We start from the raw sequence: 19542 nt of genomic DNA, 5'->3' as shown, positions 1-19542 counted from the left end.
CCCCCATCGCCCGCAGAACGTTCGCAAAGCGGCACACCTGGCGGTGAAGCTCGGCGTAGGTGATGTGTTCGCTCACCCCCGGATCGTCCGATTCCCAGATGATCGCCGTCTGGTCCGCCCGCTCCTTCAGGTGACGGTCCACGCAGTTCGCGCACACGTTCAGCGTCCCGTCCTCGAACCAGCGGATCGACACGTCGGGATACGCGAAGGACGTGTTCTTCACCTTCGCATACGGCCGGATCCAGTCCAGCCGACGGCCATGCTCGCCCCAGAAACCCTCGGGATCCGAGATCGAGCGCGCATACATCCGCTCGTAGCCCGCCGCGTCGACATGCGCGCGCGACGATATCTCGGGCGGAATCGGGTAGATCCTGTCGGTCATGGCTGCGCCTCCCTCATAGCGTTTCGCGCGAAGATCGGCCGACGCGCGCGCCGGCGCAATGCTTCCTTCGTGCCCCCGCAAGGCGGGAAGCCGGCGGGGGCGGCGCGTCAGATGGCCAGATACTCGCGCCGCAGCTCGGCGTCGTCCAGCACCTGCTGCGCGGTTCCGTCGAAAGCCACCTGCCCCATGTCGAGGATGATGGCCCGATCGGCCAGCTTGAGCGCGGCGATGGCGTTCTGCTCGACCAGCACGGTGGTGATGCCCAGCTTCTTGATCTCGAGCAGCGTGCGCTCGATCTCCTGCACGATCACCGGCGCCAGCCCCTCATAGGGCTCGTCGAGCAGCAGCAGCTTCACGTCCCGCGCCAGCGCGCGGCCGATGGCCAGCATCTGCTGCTCGCCGCCCGACAGGGTGACGCCCTCTTGCGCGCGGCGCTCGCCAAGGCGCGGGAACAGCTCGTAGATGCGCTCGATGGACCAGCCCTGGGGCGGCGCGATCTGGGCCAGCTTCAGGTTTTCCTCGACCGTCAGGCCGGGAATGATGCGCCGATCCTCGGGCACCAGCTGCAGGCCCGCGCGGGCCGCCTCGTGCGACTTCATCTGGTGCAGCGGCTGATGGTCCAGCCAGATCTCGCCATGGCGCCGCTCGGGACTGTCGAGGCGCGCGATCGCGCGCAGCGTCGAGGTCTTGCCCGCCCCGTTGCGCCCCAGAAGCGCGACGATCTCGCCCTCGTGGATGTTGAAGCTGACGCCCTGCACGATGTAGCTCTCGCCGTAATAGGCGTGCAGGTCCCAGACCGAGAAGAAGGCCGGCGCCGAGCCCAGATTGCGCGGGTTCTCGGGTTTTTGCACCGCGCGGTAGGCGTCCTCGTCGATGATGGTCATGCGTGCGCCCCTCCCAGATAGGCTTCCTGGACCTTGGGATTGCCCTTGATGTTCTCGGGCCGGTCCTCGACGATCACATGCCCCTGCGCCATGACCGAGATCCGGTGGGCCAGCGAGAACACGACGTGCATGTCGTGCTCGATCACCACCTTGGTGATGCCGCGCTCTTCGCTCAGGCGCTTGAGCAGGTCGATCGTGTTGTTGGTGTCGGCGCGCGCCATGCCCGCCGTCGGCTCGTCCAGCAGCAGCAGCTTGGGGTCCTGCACCAGGCACATGGCCAGCTCGAGCCGGCGCTTGTCGCCGCGGCTGAGCGCGGCCGCCTCCATCGCGCGGCGCTGGGCCAGGCCCACATCCTCGAGCGTGGCCAGCACCCGGTCGCGGATCTCGACCTCGGCGTCGAGCGCGCCCCAGGCGTTCATGCGGAAGGCGCCGTCGCGATGGGCCAGCGCGGCCACCATCACGTTCTCGAGCACGCTCAGCGCCTCGAAGATCTCGGGCGTCTGGAACACGCGGCTCACGCCCAGCTGGTTGATCTCGTGCGGCTTGCGCCCCAGCAGCGAGACCCCGTCGAACATCACCGTGCCCGTGTCGGGCGTCAGGCGGCCGACGAAGCAGTTGAGCAGCGTCGACTTGCCCGCGCCGTTGGGGCCGATGATGGCGTGAACCGTGCCGCGCTCGACCGTCAGGTTCACGTCGTCGAGCGCCTTGAGCCCGCCGAAGCGCTTGTTGACGTTCTGCACCTTGAGAATGGGATCCATCTGCGCGCTCCTCACTTTGCGGGCCGTTCTTCGGACGGCGCGTCGGATGCGCCGCGCGAGAACAGCCGCATCGCGCGCCGGGCGCCCTCGACCAGACCGCCGGGCAGGAAGATGACGATGGCCATGAAGATCACGCCAAGCGTCAGGTGCCAGCCCTCGCCCACGAACAGCGCCAGGACCGAAACCAGCGGCTCGCGCAGCGCGTCGGGCAGGAAGGACAGCAGGTCCGACAGCTCGGCCTTGTTGATCGCCGACAGGATGGCCTCGAAATACTTGATCATGCCCGCGCCCAGAACCGGCCCCAGCAGCGTGCCCGCGCCGCCGAGGATGGTCATGAGCACCACCTCGCCCGAGGCGGTCCACTGCATGCGCTCGGCGCCGGCCAGCGGGTCGGTCGCCGCCAGCAGCCCGCCCGCAAGCCCCGCATACATGCCCGAGATCACGAAGGCCGCCAGCGCGTAGGGGCGCGTGTTGACGCCCGTGTAGTTGAGGCGGTTCTGGTTCGACTTGAGCGCGCGCAGCATCAGCCCGAAGGGCGAGCGGAAGATGCGCAGCGCCGCGTAGAAGCCCAGGATCAGCACCGCCGCGCAAAGGTAGAAGCCGACGTTGAACTGCACGGTCATGCCCAGCAGCTCGCTCTCCCAGGTCTTATTCATGGGCAGGCCGAACAGGTTGGTCAGCGGCAGCCCCCCGCTCTGCCCGGCGCCGTCCAGGATGCGCGGATCGTCGAGCGCGATCTGAAGCCCCGTCTCGCCGTTCGTCAGCGGCGTCAGCACCGAATAGGCCATGTTGTAGCTCATCTGCGCGAAGGCCAGCGTCAGGATCGAGAAGTAGATCCCCGACCGCCGCAGCGAGACATAGCCGATCAGCAGCGCGAACAGCCCGCCCAGCAGCACCGCGAAGACGATCGCCGGCAGCACGTTCATGCTCAGCAGCTTGAACGCCCAGACCGCGGCGTAGGAGCCGACGCCCAGGAAGGCCGCGTGGCCGAAGCTCAGATAGCCGGTCAGCCCGAACAGGATGTTGAAGCCGATGGCGAACAGCCCGTAGATGGCGAATTTCTGCAACAGGTCCGGATAGCCCGCGCCGAAGGGCGCCAGGATCACCGGCCCGGCCAGCACCGCAACGGCGAACAGCAGCAGAAGAAGCCGGTCGGCGGCGTTGAGATTGGTCATGTCAGCTCTCCATCACGCCCTTGCGGCCCATCAGGCCCCGCGGACGGGTCAGCAGGATGGCCACCGCCACCAGGTAGATGATGATCTGGTCGATGCCGGGCAGGATCTGCTTGACCTCGTTCATCGAGGCGAAGCTTTGCAGGATGCCCAGCAGGAAGCCCGCGGCCACCGCGCCGCCCAGGCTGCCCATGCCGCCGACCACGACGACCACGAAGCTGAGCACCAGGAAGTCCATGCCCATGTGGTAGTCGGGGCTGAGAATGGGCGAATACATCGCCCCCGCCGCGCCCGCCACCACGGCCGCCAGGCCGAACATGAAGGTGAAGCGCCGGTCGATGTCGATGCCCAGAAGGCCCACCGTCTCGCGGTCGGCCATGCCCGCGCGCACCACCATGCCGAAGGTGGTGAACTGCAGAAAGGCGAACACCGCGCCGATGATCGCGGCCGCGAACAGGAAATAGACCAGCCGCCAGGCGGGATAGACGACCGTGTTGGGCTCCATGCCGATCAGCGCGCCGAAATCGGTCATGCCCTGATACGAGGACGGCGCCGGCATGGGAATGGGGTTGGCGCCGAAGCCGGCCTTGACCAGCTCCTGCAGCACGATCGCCAGGCCGAAGGTCACCAGGATCTGGTCCGCATGCGGGCGCTTGTAGAAATGGCGGATCAGGCCGCGCTCCATGGCGACGCCGATCAGCATCATCACCGGCACGGCCAGCGCCAGCGAGATCGGCACCGAATAGTCGATCAGCCACTCGCCCGCATCGCCGAACCAGACCTTCGCGTAAGGCACGCGCACCTCCAGCGGCGTGCCCCAGGGGGTCTTCTTGATGGGGTCGAGCAGCACGCGCTCGGCGGTCACCACCTTGTCGAAGGCGACGGCGCAGAAGGCGCCCAGCATGAACAGCGCGCCATGGGCGAAGTTGACCACGCCCAGCGTGCCGAAGATCAGCGTCAGGCCAAGCGCGATCAGCGCGTAGGCGCTGCCCTTGTCCAGGCCGTTGAGCACTTGGAGAAGAAAGGCGTCCATGAGTCTCAGGCTCCCGAATGGACGATGCGTGACGCCCGCGCGGCGCGTGCGCGCAAGGCGGCGCGGCGCGCCGCAAGGGGCGCCGCGCGCGGATGAGAAGAAGAAGCCCGGCGCGTCGGCCGGTCAGCCGCCCGGCCGCGGGTCGGCGGAGCCGGCCGGCCCCGCCGCGCGCCGCGGCGCGATCAGGCGCCCGGGTTGCACTTGCCCAGGTCGCCGCCCGCGAACATCGGGTGATCCGGCGGGTAGGTGACCTGCTCGGCCGGCACCTGGTCCACCACCTCGAGGCGGTCGAACTCCGAGGTCGGGTTCTCCTTGCCCTTCACCACCAGAACCGACTTGAAGCACTGGTGATCGTCGGCCCGATACAGCGTCGGCCCGTTGCCCATGCCGTCGAACTCGAAGCCCTCGAGCGCCTCGACCACGCCGCACGGGTTGAAGGTGCCCGCGCGCTCGCACGCATCGGCGTAGAGCAGCGCCTGGACGTAGCAGGTGTGCGCCGCCTGGCTGGGCGGGAAGCCGTATTTCTGGCCGAACGACTTGACGAAGGCCTTCGACCCCTCGTCCTGCAGCGACCAGTGCCAGTTGGTCGAACCGAAGATGCCCTTGACCGCGTCGCCCGCGCCCTGCGCCATCAGGCGCGAGTAGAGCGGCACCACGATCTCGAACTTCTTGCCGTTCACGATCTTGTCGCGCAGGCCGAACTGCACCGCCTGGGTCAGCGAGTTGACCATGTCGCGGCCGTAGTGGTTCAGGATCAGCACGTCCGCGCCCGAGTTGAGCACCGGCGTCAGATACTGCGAGAAATCGCCCGCCCCGAGCGGCGTGCGCACCTTCGCGACGGTCTCCCAGCCCAGCGCCTCGGTGGCGGCGGCGATCGATTCCTCCTGCGTCCAGCCCCAGGTGTAGTCGGCGGTCAGGTGATAGGCCTTGCGGTCCGAGCCGTAATTGGCCTTGAGCACCGGCGCCAGCGCCGCGCCCGACATGTAGGCGTTGAAGAAGTGGCGGAAGCCGTTGGCCTTCTTGTCCTTGCCCGTGGTGTCGTTCGAATGCGTCAGCCCGGCCATGAAGATCACGCCGGCCTCCTGGCACAGGCCCTGCACGGCGATGGCCACGCCCGAGGACGAGCCGCCGGTGATCATGATCGCGCCGTCCTTCTCGATCATGCGCTTGGCCGAGGCGCGCGCGGCGTCCGACTTGGTCTGCGTGTCGCCGGTGACGTATTCGACCTTCTTGCCCAGCACGCCGTTGCCCTTGAGCGCCTTGGACGAGAAGGTGTTCAGCATGCCGCCGTCGCCCTCGCCGTTCAGGTGCTCGACCGCCAGCTGATAGGCGCGCAGCTCGTCCGCGCCCTCGTCGGCATAGGCGCCGGTCTGGGGCACGTTGAAGCCGAAGATCACGCTCTTGCCCTTGGGCTCGTTGGTATAGGCCCAGGCCGGGCGCGAGAACACCATCGGGGCGGCGAGGCCCACGCCCGCGGCGGCGCCGGTCTTGAGCAGCCCGCGGCGGCTGACGATCAGTTTGTCTGACATGGATTCCTCCCTTTCATCTTTCGGGCCGGCCTGGCGCGCCCTTGCGGCGGCTCGGGACCGGGCGCGGCGCCCGGAAATTGACCAACCCGGCCATGACTATGCCACAGCCTGTAAATGAATCAACAAGGCGTTGACGAAAAAGGGTTTTTATGTAAATGCTTTGCTTATCGCACGCGCAGCATAGTCAATCGGTTGACATTGCGGCGCAACATTCCGTAGCGGAACAAGGACTTGCGCGCAATGATCGAAGCTCGCCCCGAACCGCGCCCGGCGCCCCGCCGCCCCGAACCGCGCCCCGCGCCGCCGCCCCTGCCCGCCGCCCGCCCCGCGGCGCGGCGCCGCGGCGAGCCATGAGCGCCCCCATCGTCGGCGCCCGCATCCGCGAGCGCCGCCGCGCCCTTGGCGTCACCCAGGCCGAGCTGGCCCGGCGCATGGGCATCTCGGCCTCGTATCTGAACCTGATCGAAAGCGCCAAGCGCGGCGTCTCGCCCCGCCTCGTGCGCGCCGCCGCCAAGGCGCTGGGCCTGCCGCCCGAGGCGCTCGACGGCGCGGCAGAGCGGCGCCTCGCCGGGCTTCTGGCCGAGATGGCCGCCGACCCCGACTTCGCCGATCTGGCGCTCGACCCCGCCCAGACCGCCGAGCTGGTCGCCCGCGCCCCCGGCTGGGCCCGCGCGCTGGCCCGCGCCTGGTCGGCCTCGCGCGAGAAATCGCGCATGCTCGACGCGCTTTCCGACCGGCTGGCGCACGATCCCTTCCTGTCCGACGCCGTGCACCGGATGCTGACCAACATCGCCGCCATCCGCTCGACCTCCGAGATCCTGGCCGCGGTCGAGGACATCGAACCGCCCCAGCGCGCGCGCTTCCACCACATCCTGACCGAAGAGAGCGCGCGCCTGTCCGAAGTGGCCCAGAGCCTGGCGCAGTTCTTCGACGCCGACCGCGCGGGCGCCCGCGCCGCCGCCCCGGCCGAAGAGATCGACGAGGCCTTCCTGGCCGCCGACAACCGCTTCGACCGGCTCGAGGCGGCGGCCGAGGCCCTGCGCGCGCGCCTCGGGCTCGGCCTCGAGGCGGCGCTGGACCCGGCGGCGCTGGCGCCCGTCCTGGCCGGCCAGCCCGCCCCGCGCGCCCTTTCGCGCGAAGAGACGCTGCGCGCCGCCGCCCGCGCCGCGGTCCTTTCGACCTGCGCCGAGGCGCTCGAGGCCGAGCTCGACGCGCGCCCGCCCCTGCGCGCCGAGGCCGCCCGCCGCCGCGCGCGCGAGGCGCTGGCCGATTACGCCGCCGACGCGCTCATCGCCCCCTACGGCCCGTTCCTCGAGGCCGGACGCGCCGCGGCATGGGACGCCGACGCGCTGGCCGCGCGCTTCGGGGCGGGCTTCGACCACGCCGCGCGCCGCATCGCCGCCATGACCCGCCCGGGCGCCGCGGGGCCGCGCGCGGCGCATATGCGCGTCAACGCCGCCGGCCTGGCGCTGTCGCGCCGGCTGCTGCCCGAGATCGTCCTGCCGCGCTACGGCGCGGCCTGCCCGCTCTGGGCCGTCTACCGGGCGCTGAGCGCGCCGGGGCGCACCTTGCGCCAGCTGGCCGCGTTTCCCGACGGCGCAAGAGTGGTCTTCGTGGCGCGCGCCGCCGATGCCGGCGACGGCGCCTTCGGCCGACCCGAGCAGATCCGCGCCACGCTGCTGGCGCTGCCCGAACAGGCCGCGGCCGACACCATCTACGCCGCCCGCCCCGGCGAACAGCCCGAGCCGGTGGGCCCGAACTGCCGCATCTGCCCGCGCGCCGACTGCGCCCACCGCGCCGAGGACCCGGTGTTCGGCTGAGCGCGCCGCGGCCGCGGGGCCGGGCCCGCATGGGGCGCTCTACGCGCCCTCCGGCGCCGGCGCGCCGCCTTCGGGCGGGGCGAAGGCCAGCCCGACATAGGCCTCGGCAAGCTCGGCCCGGGCGCGGCGCGAGGCGGCGAGATGGGCCAGCTCGGCGTCCTGCAGCCGCTCTTCGAACGGATCGGCCCCGGGCCAGACATGCAGCATCCGCGTCAGCCGCCAGCTGAAGCGCACCGCCCGCCACACCCGCGCCAGCGCGCGCGGCCCATAGGCGTCGAGCGCGGCCTCGTCGCCCTCGAGGATCGCGGCGCGCAGGGCGGCGTGCAGATCGCCCACATCCTGCGCCGCAAGGTTCAGCCCCTTGGCGCCGGTCGGCGGCACGATATGCGCCGCGTCGCCCGCCAGGAACAGCCGCCCCCAGCGCATGGGCTCGGCCACGAAGGCGCGCACGGGCGCGATCGACTTCTCGATCGTCGGGCCGGGCGTCGTCGCCTCGGCCGCCCAGGAGGGCAGACGGGCGCGCAGCTCGTCCCAGAAGCGCGCGTCGGACCAGTCCTCGACCCGTTCGCTCAGCGGAACCTGCACGTAATGCCGCGAGACCTCGGCCGAGCGCATCGAGCACAGCGCGAAGCCCCGCGGATGGCGCGCATAGATCAGCTCGGGATGCGTGGGGCGGGTACGCGACAGCACGCCCAGCCAGCCGAAGGGCAAGGCGCGCGCATGTTCGCGCAGCGCATGAGCCGGGATCGCCCGCCGCGAGACGCCATGATGACCGTCGCAGCCGGCGACGTAGTCGCAGGCGATGCGCCCCTCGCGCCCGTCGCGGCGATAGACGATTTCGGGCCGCGGACCGTCCAGCCCCTCGATCGCCGTCACCTCGGCGCGGTCGATCACGACGCCGCCCGCCGCATCGCGCGCGGCGTAAAGGTCGCGCGTCAGCTCGGTCTGGCCGTAGACCAGCACGCCGCGCCCGACCAGGTCGCGGAAATCGACCCGCAGCTCGGCCGAGGGGCCGACGAACAGCGCCCCGTCATGCGCCAGCCCCTCGGCATCCATGCGCGCGCCCACGCCCGCGCGGCGCAGCAGCTCGGCCGTTCCGGTCTCGATCACGCCGGCGCGGATGCGGCCCATCACATGCTCGCGGCTGCGCCGCTCGATCACCACCGTCTCGATTCCATCCAGATGCAGCAGCTGGCCGAGCAAAAGCCCCGCCGGCCCGCCGCCGATCACCGCGACCCGCGTGCGCATGGCGTCCTCCCTTGACGTTCCTCATGCCGATATTGCGCAGGCGGGCGCGATCAGGAATGGAAGTTTCGCGCCGAAACTTGCATGAATCGAACATGGAGCCGCAAATCCCCATCTTCGCCCTCTATGGCGAGCCAGACCCCGGCGACGCGTTGCCCGAGCCGCTGCACTGGGAGTCCATCTCGGCGCGCAGCCGCCTGCATGGCGGGCGCATCGCCCCGCACCGCCATGCCGGGCTGAGCCAGTTCTTCTGGCTGTCGCGCGGAGGCGCGCGGCTGCTGCTTGACGGAACCGAGCGCCGGCTGCGCGCGGGCATGGCGGCCTTCGTGCCCGCCCCCGTGGTGCATGGCTTCGCCTTCGACCCCGGCGCCGAGGGGCATGTGCTGACCATGCAGCGCGCCGACGCCGAGGCGCCGGGGCTGGACGGGCCGCTGGCGCTGCGGCCCGCGCCCGAGGACGCGGCCGAGCTCGAGGCGCTGCTGGCGCTGCTGGCGGCCGAATTCGCCGCCCGCCGCCCGGGCCGCGACGAGGCGCTGCGCGCTCATGGCCGGCTGGTCGCGCTCTGGTTCGCGCGGCAGGCGTCCGCCCGCGCCCCCGCGCGCGCCGCGCCCGCCGCGGACGAGGCCCTTGTCCGCCGCTTCCTGTCGCTGGTCGAGGCGCGCATCGCCCACCCCGCAGAGCCCGGCCGGCGCGCCGCGCCGCGCGTGGCCGAGGCGGCGGCGGCGCTGGGCGTGAGCGCGGCGCATCTGAGCCGCGCCTGCCGCCGCCGTCTGGGCGCCTCGGCGCAGGAGCTGATCCACCGCCGCCTGGTCGCCGAGGCGCGGCGGCGGCTGATCTTCACCTCGATGAGCGTGGCTCAGGTCGGCTGGTCGCTGGGCTTCGGCGACCCTGCGCATTTCTCGCGCTTCTTCGCGCGGCGGGCGGGCGCGCCGCCCTCGGCGCTGCGGCGCGCCGGGGCGGCGGGCGATGACGGCGGCGCGGGCGGGATCAGGGGCGCACGGTCCCGTCGCCCTCGACCAGATACTTGAAGGTGGTCAGCTGCTCGGCGCCGACGGGGCCGCGCGCGTGCAGCTTGCCCGTGGCGATGCCGATCTCGGCGCCCATGCCGAACTCGCCCCCATCGGCGAACTGCGTCGAGGCGTTGCGCATCAGGATCGCGCTGTCGAGCCGCGAGAAGAAGCGCGCGGCGGCCTCGTCGTCCTCGGTCAGGATGCAGTCGGTGTGCTGCGAGCCGTAGCGGGCGATATGCGCGATGGCCTCGTCCACGCCCTCGACCACGCGCACGGCCATGATCATGTCGAGGAACTCGCGCCCGTAATCGTCGGGCGCGGCGGGGCGCACGCGCGCGTCGAGGGCGCGGCTGGCCTCGTCGCCGCGCAGCTCGACCCCGGCGCGGATCAGCGCGTCCAGCACGCGCGCGCCGTGGGCCTGGGCGAAGGGGCGGTCGAGCAGCAGGCACTCGGCCGCGCCGCAGATGCCCGGCCGGCGCGTCTTGGCGTTGAGGATCACCGCCAGCGCCTTTTCGGGATCGGCGGCGCGGTCGGCGTAGACATGGCAGATGCCCTCGAGATGGGCGAAGACGGGCACGCGCGCCTCTTGCTGCACGCGGCCGACCAGCCCCTTGCCGCCGCGCGGCACGATGACGTCGATGAACTCGGTCATGCGCAGCATCTCGCCCACCGCCGCGCGGTCGGCGGTGGGAACCAGCTGGATCGCCGCCTCGGGCAGGTCGGCGGCGCGCAGACCCTGCTGCAGGCAGGCGTGGATGGCGCGCGAGGAATGCAGGCTTTCCGAGCCGCCGCGCAGGATCGCGGCATTGCCCGATTTCAGGCACAGCGCGCCGGCGTCGGCGGTCACGTTGGGCCGGCTTTCATAGATCACGCCGACCACGCCGATGGGCGTGCGCACGCGCCGGATGCGCAGCCCAGAGGGGCGCGTCCACTCGGCCATCACCGCGCCCACCGGGTCGTCCTGGGCGGCGACGGCGCGCAGGCCCTGGGCCATGGCGCGCACGCGCCCCTCGTCCAGCATCAGGCGGTCGAGCATCGCGCTCGACAGGCCCTTGGCGCGGGCGGCTTCCATGTCGCGCGCATTGGCGGCCAGGATGTCGGCGGCGCGCGCCTCGATCGCGTCGGCGCCGGCGTTCAGCGCCGCGGCGCGCTGCGCCGCCGGGGCCGACGACAGCGCGCCCGCCGCCTCGCGCGCGGCGGCGCCGATGGCGCGCATCTGGGCGGCGACGTCGATGCGGTCGTGATCCTCGGGCATGGGCGGGCTCCTCGGCTGCGGTTCGGTCGGCGCGCCCGGAGGGCGCGGGTCAGCCCCCTGAATACGCCTTGCGCGCGGCCAAGGCCAGATGCCGCGACGCCTCGAGCCGCCGCGCCGCCTCGCGCGCCTCGGGGCGCAGATGGGCCGCGTCATAGACCAGGAAGGCGCCCGCGCCGGCGTCGCCCGCCCCCACGCGCCCGGCCAGCCGCACCGAGGTCAGCGCCGCGCCGCGCGCGGCGCAGGCGGCCAGCTCTTCGACCGTGGGATGGCGCAAGGTCAGCGCCAGATCGGGCCGAGGCGCCGCGCCGCAAAGCGCCGCGATCAGCGCCCCGTCCTCGGCCGCGGGCGCAAGCCGGGCGCCGGGCGCGGCGTCGGCCGCGGCCTCGCGCAGGGCGGGCGCCGCGGCGATGACGGCCGGACCGGCCGGCGCCTGCGCCGAGGCGTCGGCGCCGCCCGCCGCGGGCCCGGCCTCGGGTCCGGGCGCGGCGCAGGCGGCCAGCGCGGCCAGCGCCGCCGCGGCCGACGCGATGCGGGCGGGACGGGCCGAGGGGCGGGCCGGGGGGCGCCGCCCTCTCATCGCCACATCACCAGATCGTCGCGATGCGCCAGCACAGAGCGCCCCGGATAGCCCAGAAGCCGCGCGATCTCGGCGCTGCGACGGCCGGCGATGATGCGCGCCTCGTCGGCCGAATAGGCGCACAGCGCCGCCCCCAGCGCCGCCCCGTCGGGGCCGTGGATCGAGACCGGATCGCCGCGCTCGAACGCGCCTTCGACCAGGGTCACCCCGGCGGGCAACAGCGAGCGCCCGGCCGCCAGGGCCGCCGCCGCGCCCGCATCCACATGCACCCGGCCAAGCGGCTTCATGCCCGCGATCCACTGCTTGCGCGCGGCCAGGGGGGTGCTCTCGGGCGCGAACCAGGTGCAGGGCGCGCCGTCGATCAGCGCCTTGAGCGGGCGCGCCACGTCGCCGCGCGCGATCGCCATGGCGCAGCCGCCGCGCGTGGCCGTCTTGGCCGCCAGCAGCTTGGTGCGCATGCCGCCCGTTCCCGCCTCGGTGCCCGCGCCGGCGGCCATGGCCTCGATCTGCGGGGTGATGCGCTCGACCAGGTCGATGCGGCGGGCGGTCGGATCCTGGCGCGGGTTGGCGGTATAGAGCCCGTCCACGTCCGACAGAAGCACCAGCGCGTCGGCGCCGGCCATCAGCGCCACGCGCGCGGCGAGGCGGTCGTTGTCGCCGAAGCGGATCTCGTCGGTGGCGACGGTGTCGTTCTCGTTCACCACGGGCGTCGCGCCCAGCGACAGGAGCGCGGCCAGCGTCTCGCGCCCGTTCAGGTAGCGGCGCCGGTCGCGCGTGTCCTCGAGCGTCAGCAGCACCTGCGCCGCCGTCATCCCCTGCGCGGCCAGCGCCTCGTGCCAGGCCTGGGCCAGGCGGATCTGCCCCACCGCCGCGGCCGCCTGGGCGCGCTCGAGCGGCAGCGGGCCGGGCGCAAGCGCCAGCACGCGGCGGCCCAGAGCGATCGAGCCGGACGAGACCACCAGCACCTCGGTTCCGCGCGCGCGCGCCTCGGCCAGGTCCTGCGCGACGCCGGCCAGCCAGTCGCGCCGTAGCTCGCCGCGCGCGCCGTCCACCAGCAGCGCCGAGCCGATCTTGACCGTCAGGCGGCGCGCCGCCAGCAGCCGCGCCGCCCCCGTCGCGCCCGTCGCCCCCGCCTTCGAGGCCGCGTCGCTCACGGCTGCCACGGCTCGTCTCCGGCCTCGGCGCGGGCGGCATCTTCGCGCGCGCGAAGGATCACCGCGCGCACCGCGCGCAGCACCTCGGTCACGCCGCGCCCCGTGGCCCCCGAGCAGAACATCACATGCGCGGCCCCCGCCGCGCGCAGCTCGTCGGCCTGCATGCGGCACAGCTCCTCGTCCAGCGCGTCGATCTTGTTGAGCGCCACCACCGAGGGCTTCTCGGCCAGGCCGTGGCCGTAGCTTTCCAGCTCGGCGCGCACGATGCGGTAGTCCTCGGCCGGGTCCTGCGCCGTGCCGTCCACCAGATGCAGCAGCACGGCGCAGCGCTCGACATGGCCAAGGAAACGGTCGCCGATGCCCTTGCCCTCATGCGCGCCCTCGATCAGGCCGGGGATGTCGGCCATCACGAACTCGGCCCCGTCCACGCCCACCACGCCCAGATTGGGGTGCAGCGTGGTGAAGGGATAGTCGGCGATCTTGGGCCGCGCGTTCGAGGTCGCCGCAAGGAAGGTGGACTTGCCGGCGTTGGGCAGCCCCACCAGCCCCGCATCGGCGATCAGCTTGAGCCGCAGCCAGATGGTGCGCTCGACCCCCGGCTGGCCCGGATTGGCGCGGCGCGGCGCCTGGTTGGTCGAGGACTTGAAGTGCAGGTTGCCGAAGCCCCCGTTGCCGCCCCGCGCCAGCAGCACGCGCTGGCCCGGCGCGGTCAGGTCGGCGATGACCGTCTCCTGGTCCTCGTCGAGGATCTCGGTGCCCACCGGCACCTTCAGCACCACGTCCTCGCCGCCCCGGCCGGTGCGCTGGCGGCCCATGCCGTGCTCGCCGTTCTTCGCGCGGAAGTGCTGCTGGTAGCGGTAGTCGATGAGGGTGTTCAGCCCCTCGACCGCCTCGGCCCAGACGTCGCCGCCCTTGCCGCCGTCGCCGCCGTCGGGGCCGCCGTATTCGACGAACTTCTCGCGCCGGAACGACACGCAGCCCGGGCCGCCCGAGCCCGAGCGGATATAGACCTTGGCCAGATCGAGAAACTTCATGGATCGCCCCTTTCGGCGGCAGATTTGGGGTGCGCGCGCGCCGCGGTCAACCGCCCGCGCGCGCCCTGGCGTCCTGTTCGAGCCGCGCGGCGCGGTCCTCGGCCGAAAGCCGGTAGCGCCAGGCGGGCGCGGGGCCGCCGCGCGCGGCCGAGGGGGCCTCGGTCTCGCCCAGCCAGCGAAAGCCCAGCCCCGTCAGAAGCCGCGCCGAGGCCGGATCGTCGGCGAAGACCGTGGCCGTGAGCGCGCCCGCCCCCTCGGCGAAGATCCGCTCGGCCAGAAGGTCGAGCGCCTCGGTCGCGTAGCCGGTCTTCCAGAAGGGCGGGCCGATCATGAAGCTGACCTCGTGGACCGGCCGGCCGCGCGCGTCGGTCCCGGCCGGGTCCAGATAGACCAGCCCCGCCAGCTCGGGCCCGCCCGAGGCCGAGGCGTCGATGGCCAGAAGCCGCCCCGCCCGGCGGCCCGACAGGGCGCGCTCGATCAGCGCCTCGGCCGCGCCGGGCGGATAGGGATGGGGCGTCGCGCGCAGCATCCGCGCCACGCGCGCATCGCCCAGATAGAGCGAGACGGGCCCCGCATCCGATCGGCGCGGCGCGCGCAGCGACAGGCGCTCGCCGACGGCGAAGACCTGCCCGGGGACCTGCCCGGGGATCTGGTCGGGGGCCGATCGATCGGTCATGTCAGCCTCCTGCCCTTGCGCCCGCATCGGGCCGCGAACGCAAAGGGCCGGCGGTCGCGCCGCCGGCCCGATCCTCGCGCGGCGATTCGCGACGGATTACTCCGCGGCTTCCTCGCGCGGGGCCACCGAGACGAACATGCGCCCCTTCAGGCCCTTGTGGAAGCGCACCGAGCCCTCGGCCAGGGCGAACAGGGTGTGATCCTTGCCCATGCCGACATTGGCGCCGGGCCACATCTTGGTGCCGCGCTGGCGCACGATGATGTTGCCGGGAACGACGGCCTGGCCGCCGAACTTCTTGACGCCGAGACGACGACCGGCGGAGTCGCGGCCGTTGCGGGACGAGCCGCCTGCCTTCTTGTGTGCCATCTTCTTCTCCTACGGTCCGGGCTTCAGTTGGCGATGATCTCTTTGATCCGCACGCGCGTCAGATGCTGGCGGTGGCCCTTCTTGCGGGCCGAAGAGTGCTTGCGGCGGCGCTTCTTGAAGGTGATGACCTTCGGGCCGCGGGTCTGGGCGACCACCTCGGCCTTCACGCGCGCGCCCTCGACCAGCGGCGCGCCGACCACGGGCTCGCCCTCGCCGCCCAGCATCAGCACCTGGTCGAACTCGATCTCGGCGCCTTCCTCGGCGACGATCTTCTCGACGTTGAACACGTCGTCCTTGGCGACCTTGTATTGCTTGCCGCCCGTCTTGATGACCGCGAACATGGCCGGTCTTCCTTTCGTCTTCCGCGTCCTGCGGCGCCTTGCGGACTTCGTCAGGGCCGGGCCCTGGCCTTCGGACTGCGCGCCCCGCGAGGGGCGAGAGTGAAACACGCCCGACGGAGCGCCCGAAGGCGCCCGCCGAGAGCGCGCTTATCCCTTCGCGCGCGGCCCGAGTCAAGAGCCCCCGCCGGCCGCGCGCCCCGGGGCCGCCATGCGCCGCGCGCCCGCCCGGCGCCCGGGATCCGGTCGGGGCGCTCACATGCGCTTGGCCACCTCCTCGAGCATGACCTCGGTCGCGCCGCCGCCGATCGCCTGCACGCGCGCGTCGCGGGCCATGCGCTCGATCGCGCTTTCGCGCATGAAGCCCATGGCGCCGTGGAACTGCACGCAGTCGCGCATGACGTCGTTGACCAGCTCGCCGCACAGGGCCTTGAGCATCGACACCTCGCGCACCGTCTCTTCGCCCGCCTCGATGCGGCGCGCCAGCGCATAGATCATGTGCCGCGCCGCCTCGACCCGCGCGGCCAGCATGGCCAGGCGCTGGCGGATGGCCTGCTTGTCCCACAGCGCGCCGCCGAAGGCCCGGCGCGTGCGCACATGCGCAAGCGTCAACGCCAGCGCCGCCTGCGCCTCGCCCATCGCCATGGCCGCAAGGACGAGGCGCTCGTTCTGGAAGTTGCGCATGATCTCGTAGAATCCGCGCCCCTCTTGCCCCAGCAGGTTGCGCGCGGGCACGCGGCAGCCCTCGAAGCGCAGCTCGGCCGTGTCCGAGGAACGCCAGCCATGCTTGTCGAGCGCGCGCGCCACCGTCAGCCCCGGCGCGCCCCGCTCGACCACCAGCATCGAGACGCCGGCGCTGGACGGCGGCGCCCCTTCTGTGCGCGCGGCCACGATGACGAGGTCGCCGCGCACGCCGTTGGTGATGAAGATCTTCTCGCCGTCGATCACCCAGTCCTCGCCGTCGCGCCGCGCCCGCGTGGCCAGCGCCTTGACGTCCGAGCCGGCGCCGGGCTCGGTGACGGCGATGGCGGCGATCCGGCGCCCGCTCACGATGTCGGGCAGCCAGCGCGCCTGCTGCGCCTCGTCCCCGGCGTTGAGGATGTGCACGCCCGCCATGTCGGTGTGCACCAGAACCGTGATGGCGACGCCGCCGAAGCCGCTCCGGCCCAGCTCTTCGGCCAGGACGACCGAGGCCGTCGCGCCCAGCCCCGCGCCGCCGAAGCGCTCGGGATAGCGCAGGCCGAGAAAGCCCAGCTCGCCCATGCGGCGCAGAACCTCGCGCGGGGTCGCGCCCTCGCGCTCCCAGGCCTCGGCATGCGGCTTGATCTCTTGCTCGACGAAGCGGCGCAGCTGATCGCGAATGATCCGGTGCGTCTCGTCGAAGAAGACGGCGCTGCGCGCCGCGGCGTCGAACATCTCGGTCATGACCGGCTCCGGCGACGAAGAGGGCTCGGCGCCGAGCATGGCCCGGCGCGGCGGCGCCGTCAAACCCCGGGCGAACCCCGGGCGCGGTCAAGGCCTGGGCGCGCGGATGCGCTCGAGCCGGGCGTCGATCGCCGCCCCCAGAAGAAGCGCGAAGGCCGACAGGTAAAGCCACATCAGCATGGCCACGACCGCGCCCAGCGCGCCGTAGATGCGCCCATAGGCGCCGAATTGCGACAGATAGAGCGAAAAGCCCGCCGACGCCGCGATCCACAGCACGATCGCCGCCGCCGCGCCCCAGGTGATCCAGGGCAGCCGCCGCCCGCGCCGGTTCGGCCCGAAGCGATAGGTCAGCCCGACGCCCGCCGTCATCACCGCCGCCGCCAGCGCCCAGCGCGCCGCCTCGGCCGCCAGCGCCGCCGCCGGTCCCAGCGGCAGAAGCGCCAGCGCCAGCGGCGCGATCACGATCGCCGTCAACGCCAGCACGCCCAGCACGATCAGCGCCGCGGTCAGCCCCAGCGCGGCCAGGTAATGGCCCACCCCCCCGCGCGAGGGCGCCTCGTGCACGGCGTTGAGCGCCTTGATGACCGCGCCCGTCCCCGCCCGCGCCGACCACAGCGACAGCGCCAGCGACAGCGCGCCGGCCCAGCCCGCGGTCTCGTCCTTGGCGCGGGCGGCCGCGACCAGCTGCGCCGACAGCATCCGCCGCACGTCGTCGGGCAGAACGGGCCCCAGCGCGTCAAGCTGATCGCGCACCGCCGCCGGATCGGCGAACAGCCCCCAGATCGCCGCGAAGGCGGTCAGCGCGGGAAAAAGCGCAAGCATGCCGTAGAACGCCACGCCGGCGGCGACCAGGCTCAGCTGCTTGCGCGCGACGTCCTCGGCCACGCCGCGCGCCAGCGCCAGCGCCGCGCGCAGCCGCCCGCGCCCAGGGGGCGCAGGCGCGCCCACGCCGCCGTCTCGCCCGATCGGTTCGCCCAAATCGCCCCCGCTTTCGCCGTCGCCCGCGCCCCTGGGCGCCCCGCGCGGGCCGGACCCGCCGCGCGCCCCTTCAGCGCGCGGCGCGCGCGCCCCCTTGGGCGGGGCGGGCCAGCTCGCGCCACGCATCCCATTGCGACAGGAAAACCTTTCCCGTCAGCTCGTCAAGGAAATGGCTTCGGCGCAGGCGGTCCATCACCGGCCCCTTGACCTCGGACAGGTGCAGCCGCACGCCCATGTCGCGCAGCCGGCGGTTGAGCTCTTCGAGCGTCTCGAGCGCCGAGAAGTCGATCTCGTTCACCGCCGACATCATCAGCACGACGTCGCTGACCGCCCCGCCCTCGCCGACGCGCGAAAGGACCATGTCCTCGAGAAAGCGGGCGTTGACGAAATACAGGCTCTCGTCCACGCGCAGCGTCAGCAGGTTCGGCGCCGTCTCGACCTTGTGGCGGCGAACGTTGCGGAAATGCTGCGTGCCGGGCACCAGCCCCACCTCGGCCACATGGGGCCGGGCGGTCTTGTAAAGGTGCAGCGCCACCGACAGCGCCACCCCCGAGGCCACGCCCGTCTCGACCCCCGCCAGCAGCGTCAACGCGATGGTCGCGGCCACGGCGGCGAAATCGGCGCGGCTGTAGCGCCAGGTGCGCCGCAGGATCGACAGGTCAACCAGCCCCAGCACCGCGACGATGATCGTCGCCGCCAGCGTCGCCTTGGGCAGGTCGTGGATCAGCGGCGTCAGGAACAGCGAGGCCATCAGCAGCCCGCCGGCCGTGAACGCGCCCGCCGCCGGCGTCTGCGCGCCCGCATCGAAATTCACCACCGAGCGCGCGAAGCCGCCCGTCACCGGATAGCCGCCCGTGAAGGCCGCGCCCAGATTGGCCGCGCCCAGGCCGATCAGCTCCTGATCGGGGTCGATGCGCTGGCGCCGCTTGGCCGCCAGGGTCTGGGCGACCGAGATCGACTCGACGAAGCCGATGATCGAGATCAGCACGGCCGGAAGCGCCAGCTGCGCCACCAGATCGGGCGCGAAATCGGGCATGGTCAGCGGCGGCAGCCCCTGCGGCACCTGCCCCACGATCGCCACCCCCGCCGCGCCAAGGTCGAGCAGCGCCGTGATCGCGGTGGTGACCGCCACCGCCGCCACCGGCCCGGCCTTGGACAGGATGTCGGCGGCCAGCGGCGGCAATCCCGCCCGCAGCAGCAGCGGCTTGAGCCCCTTGCGCACCCAGAACAGGAACGCCGTCGCCCCGGCGCCGATGACGAGGGTGGGCGCGTTGACCTGGCCAAGATGCGCGATCAGCGAGCCGACCATCTCGATCAGGTTGTGCCCGCCGGCCTGCACGCCCAGGATGTGCTTGAGCTGGCTGGTCGCGATCAGCACGCCCGAGGCGGTGATGAACCCGGCGATGACCGGATGGCTCAGGAAATTCGCCAGCCAGCCCAGCCGAAGCGCGCCCAGCGCCAGAAGGAAGGCGCCGGACAGGAAGGCCAGCGTCAGCGCCGCCGCCGCGTAGCCGGCCGTGCCCTGCTCGGCGACCTGGCCGACCGCCGTCGCCGTCATCAGCGAGACCACCGCCACCGGCCCCACGGCCAGCGCCTGGCTGGTGCCGAAGATGGCGTAAAGCACGATCGGCGCGATCGAGGCGTAGATGCCCGCCTCGGGCGGCAGCCCCGCCAGCAGCGCATAGGCCAGCGATTGCGGCACCAGCATGATGGTCACGATCACCGCCGCGACCGCGTCGTTGGAGAAGGTCGTGCGATCGTAGCGCCGCCCCCAGTCCAGGATCGGCAGGAACCTTGCCAGCTTGGTCATGTCTTTCGTCCCGTCGCGCCCGCGCCCGCAGCGGCGAGGCCGTTGCGCCGCGCCGGCCGCCCGCCGCGGCCGGCGCGGTCATCCGGTTGGGCGCCG

At 72.7% G+C, this 19542-nt stretch carries 18 protein-coding genes and 1 pseudogene; 2 read left to right on the top strand and 17 right to left on the bottom strand.

Annotated elements, in window-relative coordinates; all coding sequences use genetic code 11:
- From BMW67_RS07785 to BMW67_RS07760, 6 genes are all read right to left on the bottom strand, one after another.
- The coding region (locus tag BMW67_RS07785) for an acetyl-coenzyme A synthetase N-terminal domain-containing protein (RefSeq protein WP_143053717.1) at positions 1 to 382 on the bottom strand (382 nt) is incomplete at its 3' end.
- A gap of 107 nt (positions 383 to 489) precedes the next feature.
- Positions 490 to 1266: an ABC transporter ATP-binding protein gene (locus BMW67_RS07780; RefSeq protein WP_072746124.1), complete on the bottom strand. Its 777-nt coding sequence runs from the start codon at positions 1264 to 1266 to the stop codon at positions 490 to 492.
- Positions 1263 to 2024 (bottom strand): ABC transporter ATP-binding protein, encoded by a 762-nt coding sequence (locus BMW67_RS07775; RefSeq protein ID WP_072746125.1) that lies wholly within the window; start codon positions 2022 to 2024, stop codon positions 1263 to 1265. Before BMW67_RS07775 ends, BMW67_RS07780 begins: the two co-directional genes overlap by 4 nt.
- 11 nt (positions 2025 to 2035) lie before the next feature.
- Positions 2036 to 3199 (bottom strand): branched-chain amino acid ABC transporter permease, encoded by a 1164-nt coding sequence (locus BMW67_RS07770; RefSeq protein ID WP_072746126.1) that lies wholly within the window; start codon positions 3197 to 3199, stop codon positions 2036 to 2038.
- Between the two features lies 1 nt (position 3200).
- On the bottom strand, positions 3201 to 4229 hold the full coding sequence (locus BMW67_RS07765; RefSeq protein WP_072746127.1) for a branched-chain amino acid ABC transporter permease: 1029 nt from the start codon (positions 4227 to 4229) through the stop codon (positions 3201 to 3203).
- A 182-nt stretch (positions 4230 to 4411) separates the two neighbouring features.
- Complete coding sequence (locus tag BMW67_RS07760; protein WP_072746128.1) at positions 4412 to 5758, bottom strand: substrate-binding protein; 1347 nt, start codon at positions 5756 to 5758, stop codon at positions 4412 to 4414.
- Between the two features lie 350 nt (positions 5759 to 6108).
- Between BMW67_RS07760 and BMW67_RS07755 the strand changes: the two genes are divergently transcribed.
- The gene (locus BMW67_RS07755) at positions 6109 to 7578 is read left to right on the top strand and encodes a short-chain fatty acyl-CoA regulator family protein (RefSeq protein ID WP_072746129.1); all 1470 of its coding nucleotides are present in this window, start codon (positions 6109 to 6111) and stop codon (positions 7576 to 7578) included.
- A 39-nt stretch (positions 7579 to 7617) separates the two neighbouring features.
- On the opposite strand, the gene pobA is transcribed toward BMW67_RS07755, so the two are convergent.
- Entirely contained in the window at positions 7618 to 8826 is a 1209-nt protein-coding gene (pobA, locus tag BMW67_RS07750) for a 4-hydroxybenzoate 3-monooxygenase (protein WP_072746130.1), read from the bottom strand.
- A gap of 92 nt (positions 8827 to 8918) precedes the next feature.
- Here pobA and BMW67_RS07745 point away from each other — a divergent pair, with 92 nt between their 5' ends.
- Positions 8919 to 9851 (top strand): helix-turn-helix domain-containing protein, encoded by a 933-nt coding sequence (locus tag BMW67_RS07745; protein WP_072746131.1) that lies wholly within the window; start codon positions 8919 to 8921, stop codon positions 9849 to 9851.
- Here BMW67_RS07745 and BMW67_RS07740 read toward each other — a convergent pair.
- From BMW67_RS07740 to BMW67_RS07695, 10 genes and pseudogenes are all read right to left on the bottom strand, one after another.
- Positions 9811 to 11088 carry a glutamate-5-semialdehyde dehydrogenase gene (locus tag BMW67_RS07740; RefSeq protein ID WP_072746132.1) on the bottom strand — a complete coding sequence of 426 codons (1278 nt, stop codon included), beginning with the start codon at positions 11086 to 11088 and terminating at the stop codon, positions 9811 to 9813. The two genes, BMW67_RS07745 and BMW67_RS07740, sit on opposite strands and share 41 nt — an antisense overlap.
- 49 nt (positions 11089 to 11137) lie before the next feature.
- Positions 11138 to 11665 (bottom strand): hypothetical protein, encoded by a 528-nt coding sequence (locus BMW67_RS07735; protein WP_072746133.1) that lies wholly within the window; start codon positions 11663 to 11665, stop codon positions 11138 to 11140.
- Positions 11662 to 12765: a glutamate 5-kinase gene (proB, locus tag BMW67_RS07730; protein WP_072746541.1), complete on the bottom strand. Its 1104-nt coding sequence runs from the start codon at positions 12763 to 12765 to the stop codon at positions 11662 to 11664. Before proB ends, BMW67_RS07735 begins: the two co-directional genes overlap by 4 nt.
- Before the next feature lie 50 nt (positions 12766 to 12815).
- The gene (gene obgE / locus BMW67_RS07725; protein WP_072746134.1) at positions 12816 to 13853 is read right to left on the bottom strand and encodes a GTPase ObgE; all 1038 of its coding nucleotides are present in this window, start codon (positions 13851 to 13853) and stop codon (positions 12816 to 12818) included.
- A 46-nt stretch (positions 13854 to 13899) separates the two neighbouring features.
- Positions 13900 to 14529, bottom strand: a complete 630-nt coding sequence (locus BMW67_RS07720) for a GNAT family N-acetyltransferase (RefSeq protein WP_083581117.1) — start codon at positions 14527 to 14529, stop codon at positions 13900 to 13902.
- A 96-nt stretch (positions 14530 to 14625) separates the two neighbouring features.
- The gene (gene rpmA, locus BMW67_RS07715) at positions 14626 to 14895 is read right to left on the bottom strand and encodes a 50S ribosomal protein L27 (protein WP_072746135.1); all 270 of its coding nucleotides are present in this window, start codon (positions 14893 to 14895) and stop codon (positions 14626 to 14628) included.
- Between the two features lie 26 nt (positions 14896 to 14921).
- A pseudogene (gene rplU, locus BMW67_RS07710) lies at positions 14922 to 15236 on the bottom strand (50S ribosomal protein L21); the annotation flags it as partial.
- Between the two features lie 252 nt (positions 15237 to 15488).
- A complete protein-coding gene (locus BMW67_RS07705; RefSeq protein ID WP_072746137.1) occupies positions 15489 to 16658 on the bottom strand; it encodes an acyl-CoA dehydrogenase family protein in 1170 nt (389 codons plus the stop codon).
- 87 nt (positions 16659 to 16745) lie between these two features.
- Positions 16746 to 17606: a YihY/virulence factor BrkB family protein gene (locus tag BMW67_RS07700; RefSeq protein WP_072746543.1), complete on the bottom strand. Its 861-nt coding sequence runs from the start codon at positions 17604 to 17606 to the stop codon at positions 16746 to 16748.
- 100 nt (positions 17607 to 17706) lie between these two features.
- Complete coding sequence (locus BMW67_RS07695; RefSeq protein WP_072746138.1) at positions 17707 to 19446, bottom strand: SulP family inorganic anion transporter; 1740 nt, start codon at positions 19444 to 19446, stop codon at positions 17707 to 17709.
- Between the last annotated feature and the right edge of the window lie 96 nt (positions 19447 to 19542).

The sequence above is a fragment of the Oceanicella actignis genome (genome assembly GCF_900111545.1).
Classification (GTDB): Bacteria; Pseudomonadota; Alphaproteobacteria; order Rhodobacterales; family Rhodobacteraceae; genus Oceanicella; species Oceanicella actignis.
Note: the sequence above shows the minus strand (reverse complement) of the source record. Positions and strands in the feature narration are given on the sequence as shown.

Bases quoted from the DNA above. Each gene is read 5' to 3' on its own strand.
- BMW67_RS07780 (WP_072746124.1), bottom strand. From the start codon at position 1,266: ATGACCATCATCGACGAGGACGCCTACCGCGCGGTGCAAAAACCCGAG.
- BMW67_RS07775 (WP_072746125.1), bottom strand. From the start codon at position 2,024: ATGGATCCCATTCTCAAGGTGCAGAACGTCAACAAGCGCTTCGGCGGG.
- BMW67_RS07770 (WP_072746126.1), bottom strand. From the start codon at position 3,199: ATGACCAATCTCAACGCCGCCGACCGGCTTCTTCTGCTGCTGTTCGCC.
- BMW67_RS07765 (WP_072746127.1), bottom strand. From the start codon at position 4,229: ATGGACGCCTTTCTTCTCCAAGTGCTCAACGGCCTGGACAAGGGCAGC.
- BMW67_RS07760 (WP_072746128.1), bottom strand. From the start codon at position 5,758: ATGTCAGACAAACTGATCGTCAGCCGCCGCGGGCTGCTCAAGACCGGC.
- BMW67_RS07755 (WP_072746129.1), top strand. From the start codon at position 6,109: ATGAGCGCCCCCATCGTCGGCGCCCGCATCCGCGAGCGCCGCCGCGCC.
- pobA (WP_072746130.1), bottom strand. From the start codon at position 8,826: ATGCGCACGCGGGTCGCGGTGATCGGCGGCGGGCCGGCGGGGCTTTTG.
- BMW67_RS07745 (WP_072746131.1), top strand. From the start codon at position 8,919: ATGGAGCCGCAAATCCCCATCTTCGCCCTCTATGGCGAGCCAGACCCC.
- BMW67_RS07740 (WP_072746132.1), bottom strand. From the start codon at position 11,088: ATGCCCGAGGATCACGACCGCATCGACGTCGCCGCCCAGATGCGCGCC.
- BMW67_RS07735 (WP_072746133.1), bottom strand. From the start codon at position 11,665: ATGAGAGGGCGGCGCCCCCCGGCCCGCCCCTCGGCCCGTCCCGCCCGC.
- obgE (WP_072746134.1), bottom strand. From the start codon at position 13,853: ATGAAGTTTCTCGATCTGGCCAAGGTCTATATCCGCTCGGGCTCGGGC.
- BMW67_RS07720 (WP_083581117.1), bottom strand. From the start codon at position 14,529: ATGACCGATCGATCGGCCCCCGACCAGATCCCCGGGCAGGTCCCCGGG.
- rpmA (WP_072746135.1), bottom strand. From the start codon at position 14,895: ATGGCACACAAGAAGGCAGGCGGCTCGTCCCGCAACGGCCGCGACTCC.
- BMW67_RS07705 (WP_072746137.1), bottom strand. From the start codon at position 16,658: ATGACCGAGATGTTCGACGCCGCGGCGCGCAGCGCCGTCTTCTTCGAC.
- BMW67_RS07695 (WP_072746138.1), bottom strand. From the start codon at position 19,446: ATGACCAAGCTGGCAAGGTTCCTGCCGATCCTGGACTGGGGGCGGCGC.